Below are 26,443 nucleotides of genomic sequence, written 5' to 3'. Positions count from 1 at the left end.
TCCAAAGGAAAGGGCTTTTTAAATTTGTTATACTATTTTATTTAAAATCAATTTCATTTATGAGATTCCTGCATTCGCAGGAATGTTATACGTCGAAATCGACTACTACTTTTTCAGTTATTGGTACTGCTTGACAACTCAACACTAGATTTTGACTTACTTCTTTATCGTCTAATGCGTAATTTATTTTCATTTCAACTGCACCTTCTTTCACTTCGCATTTACAGGTACTGCACACACCTCCTTTACAAGCAAATGGCAAATCGGCGCCCGCGCCCAAAGCCGCATCTAAGATGTTATCGTACTCTTTGGTCATGGTAAAGGCAAATTCTTTGCCTCCATCTACAATAGTAACTTCTATACCTTCAACATTTTGTTGTGCTAAACGTTCTGCACGCTTAATATCTTCTTCTGATAATCCGGTAACAAACAACTCGAAATGCACTAAATCTTTAGATAAACCTGCATTTATAAGATACTCACTTACGTAGTTTACCATCTGTTCTGGGCCACACAAAAACACTTCGCTAGTATCTGGAATATCAATAAATGTTTTTGTGAGTACTTGCATTTTTTCGTCATCAAAGCGTCCGTTAAATAACTCGATATCACGACGTTCTTTAGTTAGAAAATAGTAAATCTCAAGTCTTCCAAAATAGGTATTTCTGAGCTGCTCTAATTCTTCTTTAAAGATAATCGATTTTGCAGTTTTATTGACATAAAATAACTTACAAGTTGATTTAGGTTCTTGTGCCAAATGCGCTTTCATCATCGATAAAATGGGCGTAATGCCACTTCCTGCAGCGAAGAAAAGATAGTTCTTAGCTTTCTGGGGATTACAATCAACACCAAATGTGCCACTAGGACTCATTACGTCAAGAATATCTCCTGATTTTAATTGTTCATTAATATAGGTTGAAAATTTTCCTCCAGGAATTTTTTTTACAGCAACTTTCCACTCATTATCTATCGGGCTAGAACATAAAGAATAAGAACGACGTATGTCTTCACCATTAATAATTGACTTTAAAGTTAAATGTTGTCCTTGTCTAAATCTGAACGTTCCATGCAATTCAGAAGGAATTTCAAAGGTGATAACCGAGGTGTCATCGGTTTCTTTATATATATCTGCAACTTTTAAGCTGTAAAAATCTGCCATATGTATTTTATATTCTCAAAACTAACAGTTGTTAGTTTATATGACAAATATACTAATAAACGAAGTATTCAGCAACCTTATAAAGTCACAAAAAAGTTAACCTTCTTTATAAGCTCCAACCTTCTCTGTATTCTCTTTTTACAAATTGATTTGCATCTTCAAAGTTGGTAATTTTCATATTCTTACCATCCCAAAGTAATTTCTTTCTTCCAGGATAATTATGTCCTCCATTATTTCTAGGCGTTCTAACCAAATAACTTCTAATCGCTAGGTTACCCATTAAAATAGATTCTGTTAACGGTCCAGCAAAATCAAATGAAGAAGTTAATTGTTGATGCTTATTTTTTCCAAAACCTTCTTTACATGCGTCAACCCAAAAAATCTGATGACCATTTTCAGGTAAGTCATTATTTTTTTCTTTATATGTAATAAGCTCTCCTGAATTTAAATAAATTTTTGGATTTTTACCATAGGTACCACAAGTCATAATACCTTTTTCACCAATCATTATAATTCCATTTGCACTGTTATTATCCCCTATTGGATGATCAGCTGGTATTATTTCTGGATGAAATGGTCGCAGACCACCATCTGTCCAGGTCATGGTAACGTCAACTGGATTTTTCTCTGTTGCTTTAAATTTTAACTGTGTTCTTGATGAAGGCGGACATGACTCAGGTAGATATTCTGGCACCCAATCTCTCGTGTAAATTGCGCCAACACTACTTTCTACTTCTGTTGGATATCCAAGTCCTAATACTCTATAAGGCGGATCAATTAAATGACAACCCATATCCCCTAGTGCTCCAGTACCGAAATTCCACCAACCACGCCATTTGAATGGGTGATATAATGGATGATAATCAACCATCTTAGCTGGACCTACCCAGACATCCCATGCTAAACCATCGATCATTTTTGGTTTGTCTGTAGGCATTGGAATACCTTGAGGCCAAACGGGTCTATTTGTCCACACATGCACGGTTTTTACGTTTCCAATTTTCCCTTCATTAAACCATTTCGCCATTTGCTTAACACCGTCACCCGACGCACCTTGATTACCCATTTGTGTAACCACTTTATATTTATTTGCTGCTTCAGTAAGCATACGCGCTTCATAAATACTATGTGTTAGAGGCTTTTGTACGTAAACGTGCTTTCCTCGTTTCATAGCATCCATGGTAATTACAGCATGTGTATGATCTGGTGTAGAAATAGTAACAGCATCAAAATCGTTAACCTCTTCAAATAGTTTTCTATAGTCTTTATACTTTTTGGCTTTAGGGAATTTTTTAAAAGCATTCGCAGCTAAATTCCAATCAACATCACAAATAGCTGTGATATTAGAAGCTCCATTATTCCACGCATGTAGTGCATCTGTATAGCCTTTACCCCCGCCTCCAACAACTGCAATATTCAATTTATCACTAGGCGGAACAAATCCTTGACCGAGCACATGCCTTGGCACAATACTAATTCCAGCGAAAGCAATCGCCGACTTTTTAATAAAAGATCTTCTCGTAGTTACTTGTTTTTTTTTCATAAGTACTAAAATTTTAGTTATTCCTCAAGTTCTAAAATCTCAATATTTTTGAACTCAATGGGATGGCTTTCACTTTGTAGTGCAATATATCCAGAAGTTAGAGGCTTACCTTGTTTCTTTTTCCACTCATCAGTTTCAGGCATAAATTCTCCTCCAATAATTGGTTTGGAATATCGGATAACTTCTCTACCATTTACATTATGAGTAATGAGAGAATCATGTAACACTAGTACTTCCATCTTAACCCATTCATCACCATAAAATGTAGGCGCATCAGCAGGAATACAATGCTCAGTAATGAGATTATTCAACATAGTAACATGAACTCCAGGTGTGCATAAATTTCCTGTAGGTCTATCAACACCTTCTTCTATTCCTCCTAAAAACTGGGCTTCTAAAGAAACTGGAAATCCTTGATCTACATACATACTTTCTGGAGATTGTGCATGTAACATTACCCCGCTATTTTTCTTAGCCCAAGATTGACCATCTTTGGGTTGTTTACCAACAAATCTATATTGAAGTCTCAGTTTGTAATTTGAAAATGGCTTGTTATAGAAAATATGTCCATAAGATTCTCCGAATTCATTATAACCATCATATGACACCTTCATAACACCATCCTCTACTCTAAAGGTATTATGAATATTTTCACCTACTGAATAGCCATTAATCTTCACTATCCAATCATCTAAATCTTCACCATTAAAAAGTGAAATCCAATTTTCAGCCGCATCTATTCCTTTCTTATTAAAATCATTTTTTTCTTTTCTTTCTTTACAATTTAAAATAAGTAGTAAGAAAAAAAGCGTTATGTAAGAAAGATACCTCATTATAATTTATGATAATGACCAAGCTTTACCACCTGTTGCCTCTTCTAAAGAAATACATCCTTTTTGTACTCCAGGTACAGGATCGTACGCTAATACTTCCATACCTACTTTTCTACTATTTCTATACCCCCAAATAGAAATGCCACGGAGTCCTACTAATGCCTCAAATGCATTTTTATCATCTTCATTTTCTTGAAATGATTCTATTTGCTCTGGAGAAGCTTTGAGATATTTAGCTAATAAGGTATCATAATCATTATCAGAAGCTTTAGAAACTGATTTCCCTAACACCTTCATAATGACAGTCAGCCCATTCTTAAATTTTTCTTGCTCTTCTTTACTAGCCACTTTTGAAGCATATCTATCTATAAATTGGGGTACATTTACTTCTACAGCTCCTGGTAAATTGCCTGTTTTAGGTAAAATTAAGCTTACTAATTTTTTAACGAGTACACTTTCTTCGTCATTAAAGGACTCAGGAGTCCAATCTATTTTGGGTTCACTCTTACAACTTTGTAATAAGCTTATTACAGTAGGTGTTGCCACTACAAGACCCAATGACATTCCTATATTTTTAATTGCATCTCTTCTTTTCATACTACTAAGCTTTCATTTTTTTAAATTGTTCTGCAGCATGATTTGCTGCTCTAGCCGTTAAAGCCATATACGTTAGTGAAGGATTCTGACAACCTGCAGAAGTCATACAAGCACCATCAGTTACATATACGTTTGGAACTGAATGTATTTGATTATTTGCGTTTAAAATAGATGTTTTAGGGTCTCTACCCATTCGTGCCGTTCCCATTTCATGAATACCTAACCCTGGAGCTCCTGGACTATCCATTGGTTGAATATCTTTAAAACCCGCTTTTTTAAACATTTCCATGGCTTGTTCTATCATATCTTTTCGCATTTCCCATTCGTTTTCTTTCCATTCTGCATCGAAGGTAACTGTAGGCAATCCCCATTCATCTAACTTCTCATAATCAAGCGTCATTTTATTTTCATGATAAGGCAGACATTCACCAAATCCCATAAGGGTCATAGACCAATCTCCTGGTTTTAATATGGTTTCTGTTAATTCGGAACCATAACCCGCTTCGGCAACATATTCTGAAACACCATTTCTACCAGCTCCGCCTTGATAACCATACCCTCTTAAAAACTTAGTTTTTGTCTTCTTATCACCAAGATTTCTAAAGCGTGGTAAATAAATACCACCAGGCCTGCGACCTTTATAATATTTATCTTCATAACCATCATACTTTGCTGTTGCACCCGCTTTAAAATGATGATCCATAATATTATGTCCTAATTCACCTGAATCATTTCCTAATCCATTAGGAAACCGCTCTGACTTTGATTGCATTAAAATTGCAGTAGTCGGTATTGCAGAAGCACAGCAAAAAATAATTTTAGCATTAAAAACTATCGTTTCTTTTGTTTCGGCATCTATTACTTTAACTCCAGTAGCACTTTTTTTAGCATCATCATAGATAATCTCATGAACAATTGAATTCGGTCTCAAGGTCATATTACCAGTTCTTTCAGCAGCTGGTAATGTAGATGAATTACTGCTAAAGTAACCTCCAAAAGGGCAGCCCCGAATACATCTATTTCTGTATTGACATTTTCCTCTACCTTCATATTGTTTGTCACTTGTAATATGCGCTACACGACCTACCGTTAGCACTCTATCATCATAATTCTCACCTATATTTGATTTAAGATGTTCTTCAACACAATTCATCTCTATGGGTGGTTCAAATTTACCATCTGGTAATTGAGGCAATCCTAAATTCTCACCACTTACTCCTATATATTCTTCGACTTTATCATACCAAGGTGCTAGGTCTTTATAGCGTATGGGCCAATCTACGCCTACACCTTCTTTCTTATTCGCTTCAAAATCTAGATCACTTAATCGATAACTATGTCTTCCCCACATAATTGAACGACCACCAACATGATAACCACGCATCCAGTCGAAACGTTTTGTTTCGTTATACGGATGTTTCACATCATCAACAAACCAATGCTTACTTCCTTCTCTTGTAGTATAGCCTGTTCTACTTTGTTTCTCTTGCCTTTTTCGAGTTTCCTGCGTGATGACATTTACACCAGGTTCAAAATCCCAAGGATCTTTATTCATGGTCGGGTAATCTTGTATATGCTTTACCATACGACCTCTTTCAAGCACTAAGGTTTTTAGGCCTTTCTCACAAAGTTCCTTGGCCGCCCAACCACCGCTAATACCGGTACCAATTACTATGGCATCATACTCTTGATCTAATTTCATTACTAGTTATTAAATTGTTAGTTAGTGTATTTTAAAACTGTTCTTTTCATATTTTTACAGTCTTTAAATTGTTAATTGCAAAATATTTAAGGTTAAATGTAAAGAATATTCTAAAGAACATCGATTTTTTTAACAAGCATTTTTTAACTATAACGATTTAGTAATTCATTTTTGGTTTCATCAGATAAATAGTAACTTTAATACCTCATTTTAACTAACTAATTAAAATCATCTATGAAATCAATGATACTACAATATTTGAGATTACCTTTCTCAATATTATTTTTTTGTGTAGTAGTTCTTGCATGTAAAGAAAATCAGAAGACAGCAAAAAATGAAGAACCTCAAAAACAAGAAATGTCAGAACCCTTTTTTAAACTTTCGCTAGCGCAATGGTCTTTACACAAGTTAATTGAAGACGGTAAAATGGATCCATTTGATTTTGCTAAAAAGGCAAATGAATTAGGTTTTGAAGGATTAGAATATGTTAGTCAATTGTACACAAAACAAATTGAGTCTCTTGGATTGGATTCACTTTTAATAGTTTTAAAGAAAAAAAGTAACGAATATAAGATGCAAAATCTTATTGTTATGGTGGATGGAGAAGGCGATCTTGCTGCCGCGAATGAGAAAGAACGAGATCAAGCTGTCGAAAACCATAAAAAATGGATAAATGCGGCACAATATTTAGGTTGTCATTCTATTCGCGTAAATACTTTTGGCACCAATGATCCAGACCTATGGGTTAAAGTTGCAGAAGATGGTTTAAGAAAATTATCAACTTATGCCGCTACAAAGAACATTAATGTACTTGTTGAAAATCATGGCTGGATGTCATCTGATGCTCCTCGAGTTACTCAAGTTATCAAAGCAGTTAATATGGAAAATTGTGGTACTTTACCTGATTTCGGCAATTGGTGTATCAAGCGAAAAGATGGAGAAAATTGGGGAGAATGTCTAGAAGAATATGCAGACATGTATGAAGGCATTAAATTAATGATGCCTTTTGCAAAAGCCGTAAGTGCGAAATCTTATGACTTTGATAAAAATGGAAATGAGACTAACATTGATTACACAAAAATGATGCAAATAGTAAAAGATGCTAACTATACTGGTTATGTAGGAGTAGAATATGAAGGCAGTAGATTGAGCGAAGAAGGCGGAATTAAAGCAACACGTGATCTATTACTAAAAGTTGCAAAAGAACTTAACTAATCTACCTAATTAACTAACTTAATTATTTATGAAAAAATCTACGCAGTTTCAGTTATCATTTATGATGTTTCTCGAATTTTTTATTTGGGGTGGCTGGTTCGTTACACTTGGTACTTTTTTAGGAAATAACCTGAATGCTTCGGGTGCCGAAACAGGCATGGCCTATTCAACACAATCTTGGGGTGCTATTATTGCTCCTTTTATTATTGGGTTGATTGCTGATCGTTTTTTTAACGCCGAAAAAATACTTGGCTTATTACATTTGATAGGTGCTTTTTTAATGTACCAAATGTCTCAAACTACCGAATTCAATGTCTTTTATCCATATGTTTTAGGATATATGATCGCCTATATGCCAACATTAGCTTTGGTAAATTCGGTTTCGTTTAATCAAATGACTGACCCAGCAAAAGAGTTTTCCTACATTCGAGTATGGGGTACTATTGGTTGGATTGCAGCTGGGCTAACTATTAGCTATATTTTTCATTGGGATCCAAATCCAGAAATTACTGGTGATAAAGGAATGTTACAAAATACATTTTTAATGACAGCAATAGCTTCAGCTATTTTAGGTATTTTCAGTTTTACATTACCCAAAACACCTCCAAAAGCAAAAGGAGAATCTGTTACAGTTTCTGATATTTTAGGGTTAGACGCTTTAAAATTGCTTAACGATCGTAACTTTTTGATCTTTTTTATTTCATCAGTATTAATATGTATTCCATTAGCATTTTATTATCAGAATGCAAACCCTTTTCTGGCTGAAATTGGCGTGACAAATCCCACAGGAAAAATGACGATTGGTCAAATTTCTGAAGTTTTGTTTATGCTCTTATTACCGTGGTTTTTTAAAAAATATGGTTTTAAAAAGACCATTCTTTTTGGAATGTTTGCCTGGGCAGTACGCTATTTGCTATTTGCTTACGGTAATTCGGGAGAATTAGTCTTTATGCTATTAACGGGTATTGCGTTACATGGAATTTGCTATGATTTCTTTTTTGTATCTGGGCAAATTTATACAGATTCAAAAGCAGGGGAAAAAGTGAAAAGTGCTGCACAAGGATTGATTACACTTGCAACCTATGGTGTAGGTATGTTAATTGGTTTTTGGGTGGCAGGAAAAATAACCGACTCATATTTAATCTCTGAGAACACACATCATTGGCAAAAAATATGGATGATACCAGCGGCATTTGCCGCAGTGATTATGGTGATCTATGCATTGTTATTTAAAGATGAGAAAATAGAATATAAAGATTCATAATATATATTAACTAAATGAGTACTAAACTAAAGTTAGGAATACTTGGTGGTGGCGGTGATTCACTTATCGGTATTTTACACCGTGTCGCATCTTCAATGTACGATCAATACCAAATTGTAGGTGGTGTTTTTAATCCGCTTTGGGAAGACAACATTGGCTTTGCACAAAAAATCGGATTACCTACAAATAGAATTTATAAAGATTTTGACACTTTAATAGCAGAAGAAACTAAATTGCCTCTTTCTGAGCGCATGCAGGTGGTTTCAATACTTACACCTAATTTCTTACATTTTCCGATGGCAAAAAAACTATTGGAGAATGGGTTTAATGTCATCTGTGAAAAACCCATGACTACTACTTACGAAGAAGCAAAAATTCTACAAAGTACCCTAAAATTAGCGAATACTGTTTTTGCGGTTACCTACACCTACACAGGGTATCCTATGATTCGACAAATGAAAAAGATGATTGCTGAGGGTGAAATAGGGACTGTTCAAAAAATAGATGCACAATACTACCAAGGATGGATCAATCCAATCATTCATGATAAGCAAAAGAGGTCAACAACATGGAGGTTAAATCCAGAAAAATCAGGAATAAGTTGTTGTATGGGCGATATAGGAACGCATGCCTTTGATATGATTGAATATGTTACAGGACTTAAGATTAATTCGATTTTGTCTGATCTTAATTATTTATACGATGATAATAGAATGGATATTGATGGCACTGTGTTGTTAAGATGTGAAAATAATGTAAAAGGTGTTTTACGCGCAAGTCAAATAGCTACGGGTGAGGAAAACAATTTTACAGTACAAATCTATGGTAAAAAAGCCGGATTGAAATGGGCACAAGAAAATCCAAATTATTTGTATTTGTTAGAAGATGGTAAACCGCTCCGTGTATTAAAACCCGGACATTCCTATAATAGTGAAATTTCATTAGACGGAACAAAACTACCTCCTGGGCACCCTGAGGGCATTTTTGATTCTATGGGAAATATTTACAAAGGTGTGGCGAAAGCCATACGAAAAGAACCCTATGATAAGATGGAGTTTCCAACGATACTAGATGGCGTTCGTGGTATGAATTTTATTGAAAAAGCTGTTGCCTCACATCAACAGGGTAATGTTTGGGTAAATTTAGATTAAAAAAATATGAAAACTATCAAAGGACCTGCCATTTTTCTTGCCCAATTTATGGATGACAAGGCTCCATTTAATTCGTTAGATGGACTTTGTAAATGGGCTTCAGATTTAGGTTATAAAGGTATTCAGATTCCTACCTGGGAATCGAGATTAATCGATTTAGACCTTGCAGCAGAAAGCAAAAATTATTGTGATGAATTAAAAGGGAAAATCAATTCTTATGGCTTAGAAATTACGGAGCTTTCTACGCATTTACAAGGGCAATTAGTCGCTGTACATCCTGCGTATGATATTATGTTCGATAATTTTGCGCCCAACATCCATAAAGGCAATCCAAAAGCTAGAACTGAATGGGCGATACAAACCGTAAAAAATGCTGCAACAGCTAGTAAGCATCTAGGCTTAAACGTACATGCAACATTTTCAGGAGCTTTATTATGGCACACATTTCATCCTTGGCCGCAAAGACCTTCTGGATTGGTAGAAATGGGTTTTGAAGAATTAGCAAAGCGCTGGTTACCCATTCTTAATCATTTTGATGAACAAGGAGTTGATGTATGCTATGAAGTACATCCTGGTGAAGATATTCATGATGGTGACACCTTTGAACGTTTTCTTGAAGCTACTGGAAATCATAAACGTGTAAATATTTTGTATGATCCATCGCATTTTGTATTACAGCAACTCGACTATATTGAATATATTGATCATTATCATCAATTTATAAAAGCTTTCCATGTAAAAGACTCAGAGTTTAATCCTACAGGAAAAAAAGGTGTTTTTGGAGGCTATAATGATTGGGGAAATCGTGCAGGACGTTATCGTTCACCAGGCGATGGTCAGATAGATTTTAAAACAATATTTTCAAAACTAACGCAATATGGTTGTGATGTTTGGGCTGTAATGGAATGGGAATGTTGTATTAAATCTCCTGAGCAAGGAGCTCGCGAAGGTGCTCAATTTATTCAAGAACATATTATCGAAGCAACTCAAAAAGCATTTGATGATTTCGCTGGAGCGGAAGTAAATAAAGAAGAATTAAAAAGAATTTTAGGATTATAATTTTATAAATATGAAAAAAATAGTTGGATTTGCACTACTAGTTACGATATTAGTAGCTGCCTGTAAAAAGGATACTAAAAAAGCTATTGTCGAAAAATCGTCAGACACTGAAATAGAAAAAGAAATGGAAAAAGAAAATGATTGGATTGTACTTTTTGACGGAAACTCTCTTGATCAATGGCGAGGATACTTATCTGATAGCATCTATAATGAATGGACCATTGATGGAGATGCCATGAAATTTACCCCTAGTGATCGTGGTGGAAAGAATATAATCTCTAAACAAAAGTTTAAAAATTTTGTCTTATCTCTTGAATGGAAAGCTTCAGAAAAGGGTAATAGTGGTATTTTTTGGGGTGTATATGAAGATGAGAAATTTCCTGAAGCTTATCAAACTGGACCAGAAATTCAGGTGTTAGATAATAAATTACATCCTGATTCATTCATCGCTGAAGGAACTCATAAAGCGGGTTCATTATATGATATGATTGCTTGCCCAGATGATTTGATACATCCTGCTGGTGAATGGAATGAATGTATCTTAAAAGTAGATCATAAAAATAATATTGGTTCTGTTATGATGAATGGTAAAGAGGCATTTACATTTCCAGTACATGGAGAAAAATGGGATGCTATGGTAGCCAACTCAAAATTTAAAGATTGGGAAGGCTTTGGTAAATACCATGAGGGACATATCGGTTTACAAGATCATTCTGATGTCGTCTGGTTTCGAAATATAAAAATTAAAAAACTTTAAAAAATAATAAAAAAGCTTCGATGAATCGAAGCTTTTTTATTTAGATTTCTTTCGTCTTTGATACGTTTAATCGTAGAGATAAAAACGCAGCAACTCCAAAAAAGATACCTGCAAATAACATTGCGTTAATAGCATTTCCTTTTAACAGATATTTATATATTGGACCAAATGTTAATGTTTGTATAAACATCGGGATTACAATCATCATATTTAAAATCCCCATATATACACCTCTACGCTCTTGCGGAACAATTTTTGAAACCATCGTATAGGGTATACCCATCATAGCCGCCCAACCAATTCCGAATAAAACCATCGGTATTAGTACCATGTTTGGATCGGATATATACGGTATTGTAAACAAAGCTAATGCAGTGCCAAATAAACTTAAGGCATAGATTTTTTTACCCCCAAAACGAAGTGTTAATGGTACTAATGCCAACGCAACAAGCATGGTTACTACGTTATAAGTAGTACTCATTTTTGCTGCCTGAGCAGCTGCTTCAGACGTTGAATAATTTAGAGTCAGTTTAAAAAGTGGCGTGATAAATTGCCAATAAATAAATAAAGCATACCATTGAAATAAATAGACTACTCCAATTTTCCACATAAACTTTGGCATTCTTTTTATAGCATCAACTATTTCTAAAAAAGGTTCTCTAATTCGTTTACCAAAAGGAAGCGCTTTACTTTTATTAATCTCTAGCAATTCTTCATGAGTTGGAGGAATTTCGGGTGTTTTTAATACTGACCATAGTATGGTCACAATTGAAAGAAAACCTCCAATAAAGAAAGAATAATATAACCATTTTGGTATAGATCCCGCCACTTCTACAGAATCTCCTCCGAACCAATCTTGAAATAAAATAATTGAAAAGTTTGCCAGTAAAATACCCGCTCCAACAAATAAGCTTTGCATTTGGTATCCTAAACTTAATTGTTTTTCAGGTAATTTGTCTCCAACAAAAGCTCTGTAAGGTTCCATTGCCATGTTATTCCCGACATCTAAAATCCATAACAGTCCAACTGCAAACCACAATACTGGACTGGTTGGAAAAGCAAAAAGACATAAACTTCCTATCAAAGCACCAATCAAAAAATATGGTTTTCTTCTACCCCATCTTGAGGACCATGTCTTATCAGACATTGCTCCTATTATTGGTTGTACTATTAAGCCAGTTACGGGTCCTGCGATGTTTAAAATAGGAAGCATTTCTTCGGATGCTCCCAAATACAAAAAAATCGGATTTATGGCTGTTTGCTGTAAACCGAAACTATATTGAATTCCAAGAAAGCCAACATTCATATTAAAGATTTGCCAAAAGGATAATCTAGTTTTAAGGGGCTTTTGTGTCATTTGAGTAGGTTTTTTTAAAAGTAGGTATTTTTATTGAATTGGCATAAACACTTCAGTTTTCCAATTTAGTTCATTACCACCCATGTTAGGGTTGTTATGAAATACTTCAATAGGTGTTTGGACAATATTCATCCTCTTCATCTTTGCATAGTCTTGCAATACATACCATGCTTTATCTGATGTGATATAGTTACCATTGTAAATTGCTTTTAAGCCAACCTTATCTTCAAGCTGCTTGTATTTAATTAAAGGATGATTTGGTAGCGAATCTGATTTTATAATTGGGTAACAAAAATTATATGTAATGCTATCCTGCTCGGTATTCCAATCTACGATTTCAATTCTGGGTTTACCATTTAATTTAAGGCTGTTCTTAAACATAAAATTATCTAGCATAGAATAGTTTTGCATCATGCCTCTTGCTTTTTTGTTTCGCGCCGTTTTTATGGGAACATAAGCACAATAAGTTCCTTTTATACTATCCATACCAACAACTTTTACCTTAAATTTTTTAAGATGCTCATTTAATTCTTTATTAAAATTAAGCAGGGTTCTTTTGGTTGTCTTTTCAAAGTTTGTATTGCTGAATGGAATTTTCAGCTTATTGATGAAACTATGGTTCAGGTCTTTTACATATACTTTTACTTTTGATGTTGAATCATTTATAGCTATGAGCTTCCAATTATAGTTATACGTAGAGTCATTAATGAACACCTTTTGTGATAGCTCAGTTGTTGTAGCTTGACTTATTTTTGAGTTATTAGCTAATGATTCATTCCAGTTTTTAATGGAATGATTGATAATACTTGGGGTTGACTTGGCTTTGAAAGTAACCAAATAATCATAAGGTTTTATAAATAAATACCAAGTAAGCGCTGCTAAAACGATGACACTTAAAATAAGTGTGATTTTTTTTGTTTTCATTCACTTAGAACTTAATCCTCGACTTTGTACATTTCTAAATTATCAACGACAAACTGTCCTAAATCTCGCCCTTGTTTAACACCAATCTCAACGGCTGCTCTGTAATGGATACCTCCGTACATCCTGCTAATAGCAGCCTCATCCGCAGCAGCCGCAAATGAATTGAATTTTCTGACAGGAAGTCCATACACCAATTCGGTATCATCATCAAAGGCAAAATTATCTCCAAAAATGTTAGTCAATGCAACTGATGCAGCTCCAGAAACTACAGAATGGCCACTCACATATTCAGGAAATGGAGGTGTTTGCAGTATTGGTTTCCAGTTTTCATCAATATGTTGATTTATCAATGTTTCTGGCCTTATTAAGTTACTACGATATTTTTCATCCCAACAACTAATAAACGCATCGGCAATAGCCATCGATGTTTTAGTGTAGGCATAAACAGTTTTGTTAAAATCAGAATTCGTTTTTCTAGCTGCAATTTTTGTAATACCAATCCAATGTGCGCCAGGTGTAATTTTTTTAGTTGCAAACATTAAATGGCCACGCGTAACCGATACATATGGATTGCAATCCCAGAACTGGGCAATCTCAATCTCTTCAGAATCGTCCCCATCTTTTGTTATTTGCTCACTGATATCATAGACTTCTTTAAGTTCTTTGTAAAAATCAGATTTTTTATTCATAGAAAAAGTAGGTGGAGGAACAGGCTTAAATTGTGCTGCAGAATCTATCACAAAAGTTCTGATCTTGTTCCAATGCGGTTCAATACCATCCATATAGGCTGGAGGTGTAGGTTGCCAACGCGAAGGATCATCGCTAATTACAGTAAACTTCGGCATGGTACGAGTTTGCTTGTAGTTGTCTTTATCTAACCAACCTGTAATATTCTCGGCAACTTTTAAACCATATTCTTTGGCTGCTTCAAACTCTACACTGTTTTTATCTTGCCATACTTCATACAAGCTATCTCGATACGATTCTATTTTATCTTCAGAGAAAATCAATCGACGACTAACATCCATATGAGCTATCAGTGCTGCTAATTGATAGTTTACAACTTTATCTGCTTTAGGAATACTACTTAATTCATTAACTTGATTGTGTAATGAACGGTAATTTTCGTTTTGCTGTGCGATGATTTCGTAGGCGGCAATATTTGGGTACGCATAAATTCTACTGGCTACAGGTGGTGAAAAAATATCATGCACCATAATTTCGGTTACTTTATCAACCGAAGCGTGAAAATCATTAGCAGTAATTTTTATAGGATCACTTTTTGTAGTACAAGAGATGAAAACAGTAAGTGTGGTGAATAGTACAAGTGATTTTTTCAATGTCATTTTACTTCTTAATTTTATATACCTGTGCTTTATCATTATTAAAAGTGACTAGTAAATAGTCTTGATTATTTAAAGTTATCATATTGAGATGCCTTACAGATTTTTGTGTAAGATTTAACCCAACTTTATTTCCCAAAATTACATTATTTTCACTCTTTATCAAGGCGCCAGAAAAAGAATCGAAACGACCATGATAAGGTTTAATACCAAAGTAGTTGCCAGCAGCAAGTACTTCTTCTTTACTATCATTGTCAAAATCATGACTCAAAAAGACTTTAATAGGAGCCACTTGTAATTCAGTTTGAAATGGTACAAATATAAATGCACCATTGTTGTTTTTTAAATAGCCTGATTCTAAAGTGTTTACAGTTAATAGATTAGCTTTGCTTAACGCAGTTTTGTCAAAAATCTGTTCTATTGTTTTACCACCGTAGGTTTTATACGATGGAAACTTCTTTTTTAAGCTAACTAATTGACTAGAAAGTGTATTAAGATCGGCTAGAGGGTAATACTTTCCGTTTTTTTCTGTAGCAATAATGGTTTCTGTACTGCTATTGTCATCAAAATCGGCATAGTACATTTTCATAGGATATTTTTCTGAAGCTTTAAACTTAGAATTTGTTCCCCAATTGCCGAGTAAGTAATCTGTATCGCCATCTTGATCTATATCAAACGGAATAATGGCTTGCCACAAGCCATTTAAGCTTTGTTTTAATATATTTACTTCTTTTAAGCTCCCTTTTGTATTCTTAAAGAATTTTGGCGACATCCATTCACCAACTATAATTAAGTCTTCAATTCCATCATTATCAAAATCATGCCAAATGGCATAGGTAACGATGCCGGCTTTTTGAAGTGCTTCATTTTCTTCGATAGAAAAATTACCATTTTCATTTTTAAGGATGTATGAATTTGGAATGTTTCCAAAATCACCAGATACAGCATTACTGGCCACAAATAGATCAATATCTCCATCGCCATCAAAATCATTTGCTTTTATGATGGAAGCATTCTCAAAATAATCGGGGAGTTGTGTTAACACAAAGGAGCTATCTTTTCTTACATAATAGCTATCAAGTAGCGGCTTCATTTTTCCGTAAAAGTCAGCTCCACCAGAGCCTAGAAAAAGATCATTATTGCCGTCAGCATTTAAATCTGCGATAAGTGCTGTAACATCTTCTTTTATAGAGTCTTTGTAAATAGCGTTAAAATTTTTCGCAACAAAAGAGGTATCAGTTTGTAGATAAATTTTTGACGGTTTAAATTTCGAGCCTCCAAAGAAAAGGTCATTTTTACCATCATTATTCAAATCTCCAACAGCTACAGCAGGACCTTTATCTGAAACTTGATAAGGAATTAATTTTTGACGGTTAAAATCGATATAATTATCTTCTTTATGTATAAAGTCAATACCTAAGTTATCTTCAACTTTTTCAAAAAGTTGCTTTGTTTTTGATCTTAAAGATTTGTAATTAAATGGAGTAGTATTTTCTAATAATTCAATTGTAATTGTCTGGTTTACAGAAACATCTTTTAATACTTGAGATGTGTTGTTCGGCCAGATAATGCGTAACGAATCTATTTTTTTAGCTTCTCGAAAGCCAAAATGAACTATAGGTTCTGATGAGGCTTGAAAACCACGGACGGTATATAATTCTCGATACTGTAATTTTTCACCTTGATAGGCAAAAACTTTTGTACCAATACCTAGTTTATTTTTGGGTGTATAATCAAATTTTAATTTAAGGTAATTACTTTTTGAATTTGTTTTGTTGATATAGAGCGTAGCAGGGCTATTGATATTATTGGTGATGATATCGAGGTCGCCATCATTGTCTAGATCGCTTATCGCTGTCGCTCCGGATATTAAAGTGTCTTTTCTAATCCAATCTTTAGATTTGTCTTCAAATTTTAGGTCTTTTGCTCCTTTAAAGATATAATTATGTACCGCGCCAGAAGGCATTAAATCGATAGCTTGTTGATCTACTAATTTTGTGTTGTTTATTTTTTTTTGGATTTCTTCACTAGACACAAAATTGATATAATCTAGATCATTTGGACGCTTAGGAATTCCATTCGCTATAAATAGATCTTGCTGCCCGTCTTGATCGTAATCAGCAAATAAACCACTCCAACTCCAGTCTGTTGCTGCAATACCACTTAACAAAGCAGTTTCTGTATAAGGACTATTTTGTTGATTAATATGTAACATGTTACGTGTAAATTGATAGTGGTATCCGAAACGCTCAGTTCGTAATTTTTGTGTTTGAATATTATCATCTCCTTCGGATGATTTTAAAATATTTTCATCTTCAGGAAGCATATCTAAAGATAAAATATCAGGCCAACCGTCATTGTTTATATCTGCTACATCACTTCCCATTGAAAATCTCGTTGTATGCCCAAAGTATTTTTTTAAGCTTTCCGTAAATGTACCGTCCCCATTATTCAGGTAATAATAGTCATCTTCATGAAAATCATTTCCTACATAAATATCAGGATACCCATCTTGGTTAAAATCGGAAATAGCAATTCCTAAGCCGTAACCATTAATTCCGCCAAAAATGCCTGCCTGCTCACTTACATCTGTAAATGTATCACCGTCATTGCGCATTAATTTGTCTCCAGTTTGATAATTTCTCTTAAATCTAAGTTTAGCATGACCAAAAGACTCTTGTGTATGTACTGCATGATTTAAAATGTACATATCGAGGTCTCCATCGAGGTCATAGTCTAAAAAAGCAGCATTAGAACTATACGAATCGAAATCTAATCCATACTGAGCAGCACGCTCTGTAAATGTATTATCTCCATTGTTAATGTATAACTCATTAAACCCATCAAAACCTTTAATGCCTACTACTGCGCAAACGTAAATGTCTAACAACCCATCTCCGTTTACATCACCCATAACGGCACCTGTATTCCAAGAACTGTTTCCTGCAACAGCAGCAGCATCAGTAATATCTTCGAATTTCAAATTGCCTTTGTTGAGGTATAATTTGTTTTTAACCTGATTTCCGCTAAAGAAAATATCGGGCAAACCATCGTTGTTGATATCACCAACAGCAATACCACCTCCGTTATAGAAGTAGAGATAATCTAAGATGTTGAGCTCATCTGTTTCGGTTATGGTATTGGTGAAGGCAATACCAGTATCGCTGGCATTTGGATTTTTAAATAAGCTTCCTTCTTTTTTTGAGCAGCTTACAAAAACGAATACTAGTATAAGAAATAGGTGCTTATTCATTGAGCTTGAAGATTTTTGGTTTACCATCATTAATAGCAGTGATAATGTATAGGTTACCATTTTTATCTTTAAACTGTTCGATGTGTTTTATTTCTTCTTTGATGAAGAAGCCACTGGTGTTATAATCTTGCCAAGTAAAATTTAGTTTACCATCATTAAGTAATACGCCACCATACATACCATCTAGTCTTGAATATTGTGGTTTAAATTCAAAATTGTTGCCGCCTAGGATGATATCTAAATACCCATCATTATTGATGTCTGTACATGTAACATCGCAGACACATGAGAGCTGAACCTGCGGTGGTAATTTTTTAATAGTGAATTTTCCTCCGCCTTCGTTAATGGCTATGACTGATTCAGCAATATTGGCAGTCTTTTGAATTGAATTTTCAAATATCTCTTTTGGGAATAATTCATCAACAGTTTTTTTAGCGTATTCAGAAGCTTTTAAATTCTGTTTCTTTAAGGAAACCATTTGTGTGGTCAATTCTTTTTTCTGATGGACGGGATAATCTTTTCCGTTGTAGTTTCTGGTTACAATTTGCTCTATGGTACCATTATTATCAAAGTCATTTACCCACATTTTCATTGGCTGCTCTTTTGAAGCTTTGTAATGTGTATTACTGCCCTGATTGCCTAGTATAAAATCTAAATCTCCGTCGTTATCTAGATCTGCCGTTTCAACTGAATTCCACCAGCCATAGTGATCCTTGAGATTTGTTTGATAATTTGATAACCTACGACCAGAATTTTTATAAATATTTATAGTGCCCCATTCTGAAACGGTAATAAGATCTTTTTTAGCATCGCCATCTATATCAACCCATTTGGCATCGGTAATCATACCTGCTTCTTTTACTTTGTAGGCTACTTTTTCAGTTGCATCTGTAAATGTGCCATCACCGGTATTTTCTAAAAACAAATGGTCTGGATTTACACCATACGTGCCAACAACGCTTCTTGAACCTATAAAAACATCTATATCACCATCACTATCAAAATCGTAAGGCGCAACTACAGATACATTTTTAAAACTAGATGGAATGCGGTTTAGCGACTTTTTAAAGTTACCTTTTCCATCGTTGAGGTATAAACGATTTTTATAATTTCTTTCATTATTTACTTCATTACCACCACTAGCTACCATTAAGTCTAGGTCACCATCACTATCGGCGTCAAAAAAAGCTGCTGCTGTATCTTCAAGATTTGCATCTTCTTGAAAAAAAGCTTTTACACTTAGTTTTCCGTTTCCTTTATGTGTGTAGATAGTAGCTGGTTGCCCTTTAGCGCCACCAACAAATACATCTTCATTTCCATCATTATTGATATCGCCAACAGCTAGTGAAGGGCCTTCTTGAGATATCTTTTTTGAAATCAAGCCTTCGTAATCAAAATCATTATATTCATTCTCTTTATGACTTATAAAGTTTTGATTTGGAAGCTCTTTAAGAAGTGATTTTTTATTTTTCTCCTTAAAAGGCTTGTATTTGGTTTCACTATCTTTTTGATGAAGTGTAATAAGTTGATTGGCATCAATAGTTACTAATTTTTGTGTCGTTTCATCTGGCCAGATAACTCGAATAGAATCAATTTTTTTTGTGGCGCCAAGACCTATGGTCATGGTATGCTCCATTGAAGACTGAAATCCTCTAGAAGGAATCAATTCTTGAAGTACTGTATTGTTTTCATAATATAATTTTACGGTAGTGCCAATTGCAAACTTATTGTTATCTTTTCCTATAAATTTTAGTTTTATATAGTTGTTGTCAGTTACCTTTTCCGCATTATTTCTATATACAAAGGCCTCCATATTAACATTATTCACTACAAAATCTAAATCACCGTCATTATCTAAATCACCATAAGCAACGCCATTCGATTTACTGGGTAATTCTAATCCCCAATCTTTGGAGGCATTACTAAAAGTGAGGTCTTTATTATTTTTAAAAGCATAGTTAGATTGTGGTGCAACAGGCATTTTATTAATAATAGAATCAATCACCTGTTTTTTGCCTGTTAAAGCCATTTTTTGGATGATCTCATTGGCAAAAAAGTCCACAAAATCTAAATCGGTAAGGTCATGATTGATACCATTTGTGATGTAAATATCTCTATAGCCATCATTATCCATATCGAATAGTAATCCAGCCCAGCTCCAATCTGTTGCGTGAACACCGCTATAATAGGCTATCTCAGAAAATGAGCCATTACCATTGTTTAACTGTAGTGTGTTTTGGATGTATTGCTGATAAAAATCTTTACTTTGTTTTAGTTTGAATACGTTATAGCCTTCAAATTCCATTACAGACTTTACGCGTTGATCTTCTTCTGGTAACATATCGGTGATAAAAATATCTGCATTACCGTCATTATTAATATCTGAGATATCTATACCCATGGCGGATAGGCTGAGATGTGAAGTCCAATTTTTTATTTCCTCCGAAAATGTACCATCTTGATTATTGATGTATAAATAATCTCGCTCATAAAAATCATTTGACACATAGATATCTGGGTAGAGATCATTATTGAGGTCGGTAATCATTACGCCTAAACCAAAACCAATGAGACTACCATAAATTCCTGCTTTTTCGCTAACATCAACAAATTTTCCATCGTCATTACGTAGCAGCATATCACCAACACCTCTAAAGATTTCTGGTACGCCTTCCCAATCTTGAGCTCTTACTTGGCGTTGCTCAGCATATCCAAGACTACTTACCGGAATATTGCTATTGTTTAAGATATACGCATCAAGATCGCCATCTTTATCATAATCAAAAAAAGTTGCATGAGTACTAAACCCAGTTTTAGCTAAATTATATTTCTCCGCACTTTCCGTAAATGTAAGGTCGCCATTGTTTATATAAAGGTCATTATCATGATTATTACCTTTCATATTACCTGCATTACTCACATAGATATCTAATAAGCCATCTTGATTTATATCTACCATGTTTACGCCTGTTGACCATGGTTTATTACCGGTAACACCTGCTTTTTCTGAGATATCTTCAAATTTAAAATTACCCTTGTTTAGATACAATTTATTTGACTCCATATTACCGGTCATATAAATATCAGCCAAGCCATCATTATTAATATCGCCGATTGCAACGCCGCCGCCGTTGTATAAGTTACGATACATAAAGATGTTAAAGTCTTTTTGGTTTTCGACCTTATTGAATAGGTCTATACCAGTTTCTTCAGAACTCATCAGCGTAAATAACTTTAGCTCATCACCGCTTGTAGATTCTACATTTTTTTCGGCTTTTGTACATCCTAACAAAATGAACAGAAAAGTTATAGACTTTATAATGGTTATATTCTTTAGTAGCTTCATCAATTGCTAATTATTTATAAAATATGGCTGAATACTATTGTAGCGCCCAAAACTACTTAAATGACTTTTAATTTCATAAAACAAAGCGTTAAAAAACCCATTAAAAAACGCCCTTAGTTCTACTAAAGACGTTTTTTAATTCAAATAAAATTATTTAACTAGTATCCTGGATTTTGCACTAAGTTAGGGTTCGCAAGTACATCAGCAATTGGTATTGGAAATACTTGTAAATCTGGATTACCAGCATCTTTAAGATTCCAAGCTCTAGTAAATTGACCAAACCTAATTAAGTCTTGTCTTCTAGTCAACTCCGCGTACATTTCTCTACCTCTTTCTGCTAATAAATCAGCTTCAGTAATGGCTGCTAAGGCAGAAGCACCTCTTGTGGCTCTTAGGTCATTAATCATTGCTAAAGGGTCACCTCCCATTCTAAACATAGCTTCAGCTTTCATGAGATAAGCGTCTCCAAAACGATATTTTACCACATGAGTTCTTCTATCACCTCCTTCTTCATTAGGATGGTATTTTAACATTCTAGTTCCATCAGTCTCTAATACAGCATTATCTGCGGGAGCTACAAATTCAGCTTTGCTAACTTCTTTAGTAAAAACTAGAGGTACTCCTCCAACATTTTCTCTAGCGTTTAAAGGTGTGCCATCCTCATTATACTGTTGTCCAATTAAAAATCCATAGCCAATACCAAGGTTATCATTATTGGCTGTAGCTGCATCAGGCACCCAACCTCTTCGTTCTTCTTGCCCATCACCAATATAATTGGTATCTGGGTCACCCTCAAACAACTGATAGAACTCTGATAGAGTAGCAAAACCATTCCACCCTCCTCCATTATTACCAGGTGAGTTCAAATTATAATGCAGTGTAGGCCATATTCTGGGACCTGCATCAGAAGGAGACCACCATATAGTCTCTACATCATTACTAGGTCTAAAGATATCAAAGAAATCACCCGAAGCTGCCAATGTATATCCTTCAGCAGCAATAGCATCTACTTGATCTATAATAGCCTGCATATCAGCTGGATCTGGAGAAACTCCCAAATAAACATGCTTATTTAAAAGAACTCGCGCTAATAGATGCCTAGCAGCAGCCTTTGTAGGAGATGATTTCAAATCGATAGCATCTGCAGAAGAAACACTTGGGAGACCATTAATTGCATCATTTAAATCTGAAACTATAAAGTCTATTGCTTCTTGACCAGTGAGCACTATTGGAATCGCACTATTAGGTAAATCTGGATCTCTAAAAGGTACTTGTCTATACATATCCAATGTCCAATGCATTGCCCAAGCTCTATAAAAACTAGCTTGCGCTTTTAATTCGGCAACATCCCCAGAAGTTGTGTTTACACTTTTTTCATTTAAAATTAAAGTAGTATTGAGATTGATACTATTCAATCGTTGCCAAGCTCTTACTACGTCTTGCAATTCTGCATTCCAAGTATGTCTATGAATGGCTAGCCATCTACCGTTATCACCCCAATCAGTTCCTCGGGTAGCTACTATATATTCATCAGAAGATACTTCATTTAATGCGTATAAACCGTCTTGATTTCCTAAATCACCCCCGGCAATGATGTTAGAGATGTTTGCAATTTCACCATTGATATCTGCAACACCAGCAAAACCCTCGCCTTCGAGTAATGAGTCAGTACCCTCTATCTCAAGATCAGTACAAGAAAAAATCACTGGAAGTAAGAGTATCAAACATACATATTTTGTTATTTTTTTCATCATTATAAATTTTTCGTTTTTTCTAAAAAGTAGCATTAATTCCTAATGTATAAGTTCTTGGTCTAGGATATGACAAGTAATCGATAGATGCTGATGGTAATCCATTAGCTGGTATATCGGAAGTACTTACTTCAGGATCTAATCCACCATAATCAGTAATTAAAAATAAATTTTGACCACTTAAGCTGAAACGTAAACTTTTTAAAGCACCGTCTCCACTCATTGGAAGATTATAACCAATAGAAGCCGTTTGAAGTCTTACAAAATCACCTTTTTCTAAGAAGAAAGTACTTGGGTTGGTAGCTGATAAAATTGCTCCTTCTTGAACAACACTTCTCCTGTTATTTCTACTACCTAATTGAGGAGATGCAAAAAGAGCATTATCAGTATTATTGTAGACATAATGCCCAAACTGACCACTGAAGAACAATGCAGCGTCCCAATTTTTATAAGATGCACTTGTAGAGAATCCTCCGGTAACATCTGGAAGACCAGATTTATCTAGCACCGTAGGATTAGCATCTACATTCAAATTCTCATCAACTAAACGTAAGTTATACGTAAATAGCGGTTTACCGTCAGCCAAAATTTGAGTAGTAGCGCCAGTTAAACCTTGACCATATAAATTACCAGCTTGTATTGGAGGACCATTATAGTCTGTTAGTTCATTCGTATTGAAAGCTACGTTCAAGTTAGCATTCCATGTAAAATCATCTGTACGAATAAGATCGTAGTCTAACCCAATTTCAACCCCTTGATTGAGAATTGTAGCGTCAATATTTGTAAAACTAAAAGCAAAATTCGCTGGCTGAATAGCAGGTAAATTTAACAAGATGTCTTTCGTCTCTTTTCTATAGAAATCTATGTTACCTTTGAATCGGTCATCACCAAAGCCAAAATCAATACCAAATCCATATTGAGTAGTTTCTTCCCACTTAAGGTCTGGGTTCGAAAATGCTACTCGTGTATTAGCAGGTTCAGATAATTGACCACTGGCATTGATACCCAAAGCGTTCCATCTTCTTCTATTAACAAAATTACCATATCCTAGACCATCTTGATTACCCGTGATACCCCAGTTTAATCTTAGCTTAAGCGTTGAAAAAGCATCACCAGCAAAATCTTCTTCATTTATTTTCCAAGCAAAAGCCGCTGATGGGAAATAACCATACTGATTGTTACCTCCAAATCTAGAGGATCCATCAGCTCTTAATGTCGCTGTAAATAGATATTTATCTGCAATGGTGTAATTAACACGTCCGAAAAAAGATTGTAATTCATCAGTATTATCAAATGTGTCTACTGAAAGCGCAGTAACAGGAATTGAGGGTAAAGGAGCAGTGGTATCATTAACTTCAGGAAATAAGCTCAATATTCTAAATTGTTCTATACCTGTATCTTGAAATGCTCCTATTCCATATCCTTGATAATTGCTTACGAGACCTTGGGTAGCATTATAAGCAGATTCCAAAGTATTTACTATACTACTTAGACTATTTGTATTAAAACCAAGTCCAACTATATTTTCACCTTTTCTCTTAAAATCTTGGAAAGAATACCCAACTAATGCATCTAACCTTGAATTCTCAAATTCTTTCTTATAACTAAAAGTTAATTCTAATAACTTATTATCTGTATCTAAATTACTAATAGCAGCTAACCCATTACCCTGTGCTCCATTATTCAAACCAAGAATTTGTGGTCCAACTACCTGATCCCTTCCTGAATCTGAAGTGTCTAAGCCTAAAGTAAGTTTAGTAGAAAATTCATTTGTAATGGCATAATCAAAAGTTAGGTTTCCAAGAAATCTATTTGTACCGGTATTATCATCGTAATAAGCTAACAAGTTAGCTGGATTTCTATCTGGGTCTGCACTTATATCTGGATCAGCAGCTAAAGTAGGGTTTCCATAATAAGCTGAAGCTAGCAAATCCCCCGTACTTCCTGTAGTTCTGGTCAAAAAAGGTCTCCTATCGTTCACTGAAGAGAAAGTACCTTGAAAACCTATTTTCAATTTATCATCAAACAATCTGTGATTTGCATTAATTCTACCCGTAATACGCTCTAACTCCGTATTCTCTATTATACCAACTTGGTCTGCATATCCAAAAGTGGCCCTTATATTACCATTATTATAGCTTCTGGCATATGATAGATTAGTATCTGATGAAAATGATGTTTTAAATAAAAAATTTTGCCAATCCGTTGAACCTCCTAAGTCAGCACCACCTAAAGCAACAAATTCTTCAGCATCTAAGAGGTCTAACGTATTTCGAGTTTCAGATAGCGTTAGATTCGTAGAAAATGAAAATTGTCCACCACCACCGCCTTTACCCGATTTGGTAGTAATTACAATAACTCCATTAGCTCCTCTTGAACCGTAGATAGCTGTAGCCGAAGCATCCTTTAAGATACTCATGCTCTCAATATCATTAGGATTTAAGAAATTTAATGGGTTTTTTGATCCACTAGTCCCAGCTCCTACGTCGGCACCTCCAGCAGAGATACTCTCATTTGATACGGGAACGCCATCCACAACAAATAAAGGACTATTATTAGCTCTTACTGAACCCGTACCTCTAATTCTTAATGCTACACCTGCACCAGGCTCACCACTAGATGCAGTAATTTGAACACCTGCGGTTTTTCCTTGAATTAATTGTTCTGGCGAGCTAATAAGACCTTTATTAAAGTCTTCAGATGTTACTGCAGCAACCGCTCCAGTTGCATCTTTAACAGTTGTTTGACCATAACCGATCACGACAACCTCATCTAGTGCTTCAGAATCAGTAACAAGAACTACATCAATTGTACTTCTTCCATTTACGGGAACCTCTTGTGTTTTGTACCCTACAAAACTAAACACCAAAACGGCATCACTAGCTACATTATCTAATGAATATTTTCCGTCAAAATCAGTAGAAGTTCCTGTGGTTGTGCCTTTTACAAGAACACTAACGCCTGGTAAAGAACCATCAGTGTCAGATACTGTACCAGTCACTGTCTGTGAAAACAGTATGCCCGAACATAACATGATACCAATACATAGTAATTGTTTAAGTAATTTGATTTTCATAATTATTTAAATTAGTTAATTGTCTCTTTGTTAAACTAGATATTCTCACGATTTCACCGAATTCATATTTAGTAAGAACTAAAAATAGATATTCCCAAAAATCAATAGTACTA

At 34.8% G+C, this 26,443-nt stretch carries 17 protein-coding genes; 5 read left to right on the top strand and 12 right to left on the bottom strand.

Annotated elements, in window-relative coordinates; all coding sequences use genetic code 11:
• Positions 1 to 85: 85 nt before the first annotated feature.
• From AC1EUY_RS10055 to AC1EUY_RS10035, 5 genes are all read right to left on the bottom strand, one after another.
• Positions 86 to 1,159 carry a 2Fe-2S iron-sulfur cluster-binding protein gene (locus tag AC1EUY_RS10055; RefSeq protein WP_480195400.1) on the bottom strand — a complete coding sequence of 358 codons (1,074 nt, stop codon included), beginning with the start codon at positions 1,157 to 1,159 and terminating at the stop codon, positions 86 to 88.
• Between the two features lie 106 nt (positions 1,160 to 1,265).
• Entirely contained in the window at positions 1,266 to 2,702 is a 1,437-nt protein-coding gene (locus AC1EUY_RS10050) for a Gfo/Idh/MocA family protein (protein WP_480195399.1), read from the bottom strand.
• Positions 2,703 to 2,719: 17 nt separating this feature from the next.
• Positions 2,720 to 3,535 (bottom strand): 3-keto-disaccharide hydrolase, encoded by an 816-nt coding sequence (locus tag AC1EUY_RS10045; RefSeq protein WP_480195398.1) that lies wholly within the window; start codon positions 3,533 to 3,535, stop codon positions 2,720 to 2,722.
• A gap of 6 nt (positions 3,536 to 3,541) precedes the next feature.
• Positions 3,542 to 4,132 carry a gluconate 2-dehydrogenase subunit 3 family protein gene (locus tag AC1EUY_RS10040; RefSeq protein ID WP_480195397.1) on the bottom strand — a complete coding sequence of 197 codons (591 nt, stop codon included), beginning with the start codon at positions 4,130 to 4,132 and terminating at the stop codon, positions 3,542 to 3,544.
• 4 nt (positions 4,133 to 4,136) lie between these two features.
• On the bottom strand, positions 4,137 to 5,834 hold the full coding sequence (locus tag AC1EUY_RS10035) for a GMC oxidoreductase (protein ID WP_480195396.1): 1,698 nt from the start codon (positions 5,832 to 5,834) through the stop codon (positions 4,137 to 4,139).
• 234 nt (positions 5,835 to 6,068) lie between these two features.
• Between AC1EUY_RS10035 and AC1EUY_RS10030 the strand changes: the two genes are divergently transcribed.
• From AC1EUY_RS10030 to AC1EUY_RS10010, 5 genes are read left to right on the top strand one after another with little or no spacing between them, the layout of a single operon-like run.
• On the top strand, positions 6,069 to 7,049 hold the full coding sequence (locus AC1EUY_RS10030) for a sugar phosphate isomerase/epimerase family protein (protein ID WP_480195395.1): 981 nt from the start codon (positions 6,069 to 6,071) through the stop codon (positions 7,047 to 7,049).
• A gap of 28 nt (positions 7,050 to 7,077) precedes the next feature.
• On the top strand, positions 7,078 to 8,313 hold the full coding sequence (locus AC1EUY_RS10025) for a nucleoside permease (RefSeq protein WP_480195394.1): 1,236 nt from the start codon (positions 7,078 to 7,080) through the stop codon (positions 8,311 to 8,313).
• Positions 8,314 to 8,327: 14 nt separating this feature from the next.
• Positions 8,328 to 9,464, top strand: a complete 1,137-nt coding sequence (locus AC1EUY_RS10020) for a Gfo/Idh/MocA family protein (protein WP_480195393.1) — start codon at positions 8,328 to 8,330, stop codon at positions 9,462 to 9,464.
• A gap of 6 nt (positions 9,465 to 9,470) precedes the next feature.
• Entirely contained in the window at positions 9,471 to 10,523 is a 1,053-nt protein-coding gene (locus tag AC1EUY_RS10015) for a sugar phosphate isomerase/epimerase family protein (protein ID WP_480195392.1), read from the top strand.
• A 10-nt stretch (positions 10,524 to 10,533) separates the two neighbouring features.
• Complete coding sequence (locus AC1EUY_RS10010; RefSeq protein WP_480195391.1) at positions 10,534 to 11,280, top strand: 3-keto-disaccharide hydrolase; 747 nt, start codon at positions 10,534 to 10,536, stop codon at positions 11,278 to 11,280.
• A 40-nt stretch (positions 11,281 to 11,320) separates the two neighbouring features.
• On the opposite strand, the gene AC1EUY_RS10005 is transcribed toward AC1EUY_RS10010, so the two are convergent.
• The 7 genes from AC1EUY_RS10005 to AC1EUY_RS09975 all read right to left on the bottom strand — a co-directional run bounded on the left by AC1EUY_RS10005 (position 11,321) and on the right by AC1EUY_RS09975 (position 26,330).
• Entirely contained in the window at positions 11,321 to 12,637 is a 1,317-nt protein-coding gene (locus AC1EUY_RS10005; protein WP_480195390.1) for an MFS transporter, read from the bottom strand.
• A gap of 30 nt (positions 12,638 to 12,667) precedes the next feature.
• Positions 12,668 to 13,561 carry a GyrI-like domain-containing protein gene (locus AC1EUY_RS10000; RefSeq protein ID WP_480195389.1) on the bottom strand — a complete coding sequence of 298 codons (894 nt, stop codon included), beginning with the start codon at positions 13,559 to 13,561 and terminating at the stop codon, positions 12,668 to 12,670.
• Positions 13,562 to 13,572: 11 nt separating this feature from the next.
• The gene (locus AC1EUY_RS09995; protein WP_480195388.1) at positions 13,573 to 14,907 is read right to left on the bottom strand and encodes a phosphatase PAP2 family protein; all 1,335 of its coding nucleotides are present in this window, start codon (positions 14,905 to 14,907) and stop codon (positions 13,573 to 13,575) included.
• A gap of 1 nt (position 14,908) precedes the next feature.
• Positions 14,909 to 18,157, bottom strand: coding sequence for a VCBS repeat-containing protein (locus AC1EUY_RS09990; protein ID WP_480195387.1), 3,249 nt, complete (start codon positions 18,155 to 18,157; stop codon positions 14,909 to 14,911).
• A complete protein-coding gene (locus AC1EUY_RS09985; protein ID WP_480195386.1) occupies positions 18,150 to 21,503 on the bottom strand; it encodes a VCBS repeat-containing protein in 3,354 nt (1,117 codons plus the stop codon). The genes AC1EUY_RS09990 and AC1EUY_RS09985 overlap by 8 nt, the downstream gene beginning before the upstream one ends.
• Positions 21,504 to 21,661: 158 nt before the next feature.
• A complete protein-coding gene (locus AC1EUY_RS09980) occupies positions 21,662 to 23,254 on the bottom strand; it encodes a RagB/SusD family nutrient uptake outer membrane protein (RefSeq protein ID WP_480195385.1) in 1,593 nt (530 codons plus the stop codon).
• Between the two features lie 22 nt (positions 23,255 to 23,276).
• The gene (locus AC1EUY_RS09975; protein ID WP_480195384.1) at positions 23,277 to 26,330 is read right to left on the bottom strand and encodes a SusC/RagA family TonB-linked outer membrane protein; all 3,054 of its coding nucleotides are present in this window, start codon (positions 26,328 to 26,330) and stop codon (positions 23,277 to 23,279) included.
• Between the last annotated feature and the right edge of the window lie 113 nt (positions 26,331 to 26,443).

The organism is Maritimimonas sp. 2210JD6-3 (assembly GCF_056591795.1).
Note: the sequence above shows the minus strand (reverse complement) of the source record. Positions and strands in the feature narration are given on the sequence as shown.

Excerpts from the sequence above, each read along its gene's own strand:
- AC1EUY_RS10000 (WP_480195389.1), bottom strand. The coding sequence starts at position 13,561 with ATGAAAACAAAAAAAATCACACTTATTTTAAGTGTCATCGTTTTAGCA.
- AC1EUY_RS10015 (WP_480195392.1), top strand. The coding sequence starts at position 9,471 with ATGAAAACTATCAAAGGACCTGCCATTTTTCTTGCCCAATTTATGGAT.
- AC1EUY_RS10010 (WP_480195391.1), top strand. The coding sequence starts at position 10,534 with ATGAAAAAAATAGTTGGATTTGCACTACTAGTTACGATATTAGTAGCT.
- AC1EUY_RS10030 (WP_480195395.1), top strand. The coding sequence starts at position 6,069 with ATGAAATCAATGATACTACAATATTTGAGATTACCTTTCTCAATATTA.
- AC1EUY_RS10045 (WP_480195398.1), bottom strand. The coding sequence starts at position 3,535 with ATGAGGTATCTTTCTTACATAACGCTTTTTTTCTTACTACTTATTTTA.
- AC1EUY_RS09975 (WP_480195384.1), bottom strand. The coding sequence starts at position 26,330 with ATGAAAATCAAATTACTTAAACAATTACTATGTATTGGTATCATGTTA.
- AC1EUY_RS09995 (WP_480195388.1), bottom strand. The coding sequence starts at position 14,907 with ATGACATTGAAAAAATCACTTGTACTATTCACCACACTTACTGTTTTC.
- AC1EUY_RS10050 (WP_480195399.1), bottom strand. The coding sequence starts at position 2,702 with ATGAAAAAAAAACAAGTAACTACGAGAAGATCTTTTATTAAAAAGTCG.
- AC1EUY_RS10040 (WP_480195397.1), bottom strand. The coding sequence starts at position 4,132 with ATGAAAAGAAGAGATGCAATTAAAAATATAGGAATGTCATTGGGTCTT.
- AC1EUY_RS10005 (WP_480195390.1), bottom strand. The coding sequence starts at position 12,637 with ATGACACAAAAGCCCCTTAAAACTAGATTATCCTTTTGGCAAATCTTT.
- AC1EUY_RS10035 (WP_480195396.1), bottom strand. The coding sequence starts at position 5,834 with ATGAAATTAGATCAAGAGTATGATGCCATAGTAATTGGTACCGGTATT.
- AC1EUY_RS09990 (WP_480195387.1), bottom strand. The coding sequence starts at position 18,157 with ATGAATAAGCACCTATTTCTTATACTAGTATTCGTTTTTGTAAGCTGC.
- AC1EUY_RS10020 (WP_480195393.1), top strand. The coding sequence starts at position 8,328 with ATGAGTACTAAACTAAAGTTAGGAATACTTGGTGGTGGCGGTGATTCA.
- AC1EUY_RS10025 (WP_480195394.1), top strand. The coding sequence starts at position 7,078 with ATGAAAAAATCTACGCAGTTTCAGTTATCATTTATGATGTTTCTCGAA.
- AC1EUY_RS10055 (WP_480195400.1), bottom strand. The coding sequence starts at position 1,159 with ATGGCAGATTTTTACAGCTTAAAAGTTGCAGATATATATAAAGAAACC.
- AC1EUY_RS09980 (WP_480195385.1), bottom strand. The coding sequence starts at position 23,254 with ATGAAAAAAATAACAAAATATGTATGTTTGATACTCTTACTTCCAGTG.
- AC1EUY_RS09985 (WP_480195386.1), bottom strand. The coding sequence starts at position 21,503 with ATGAAGCTACTAAAGAATATAACCATTATAAAGTCTATAACTTTTCTG.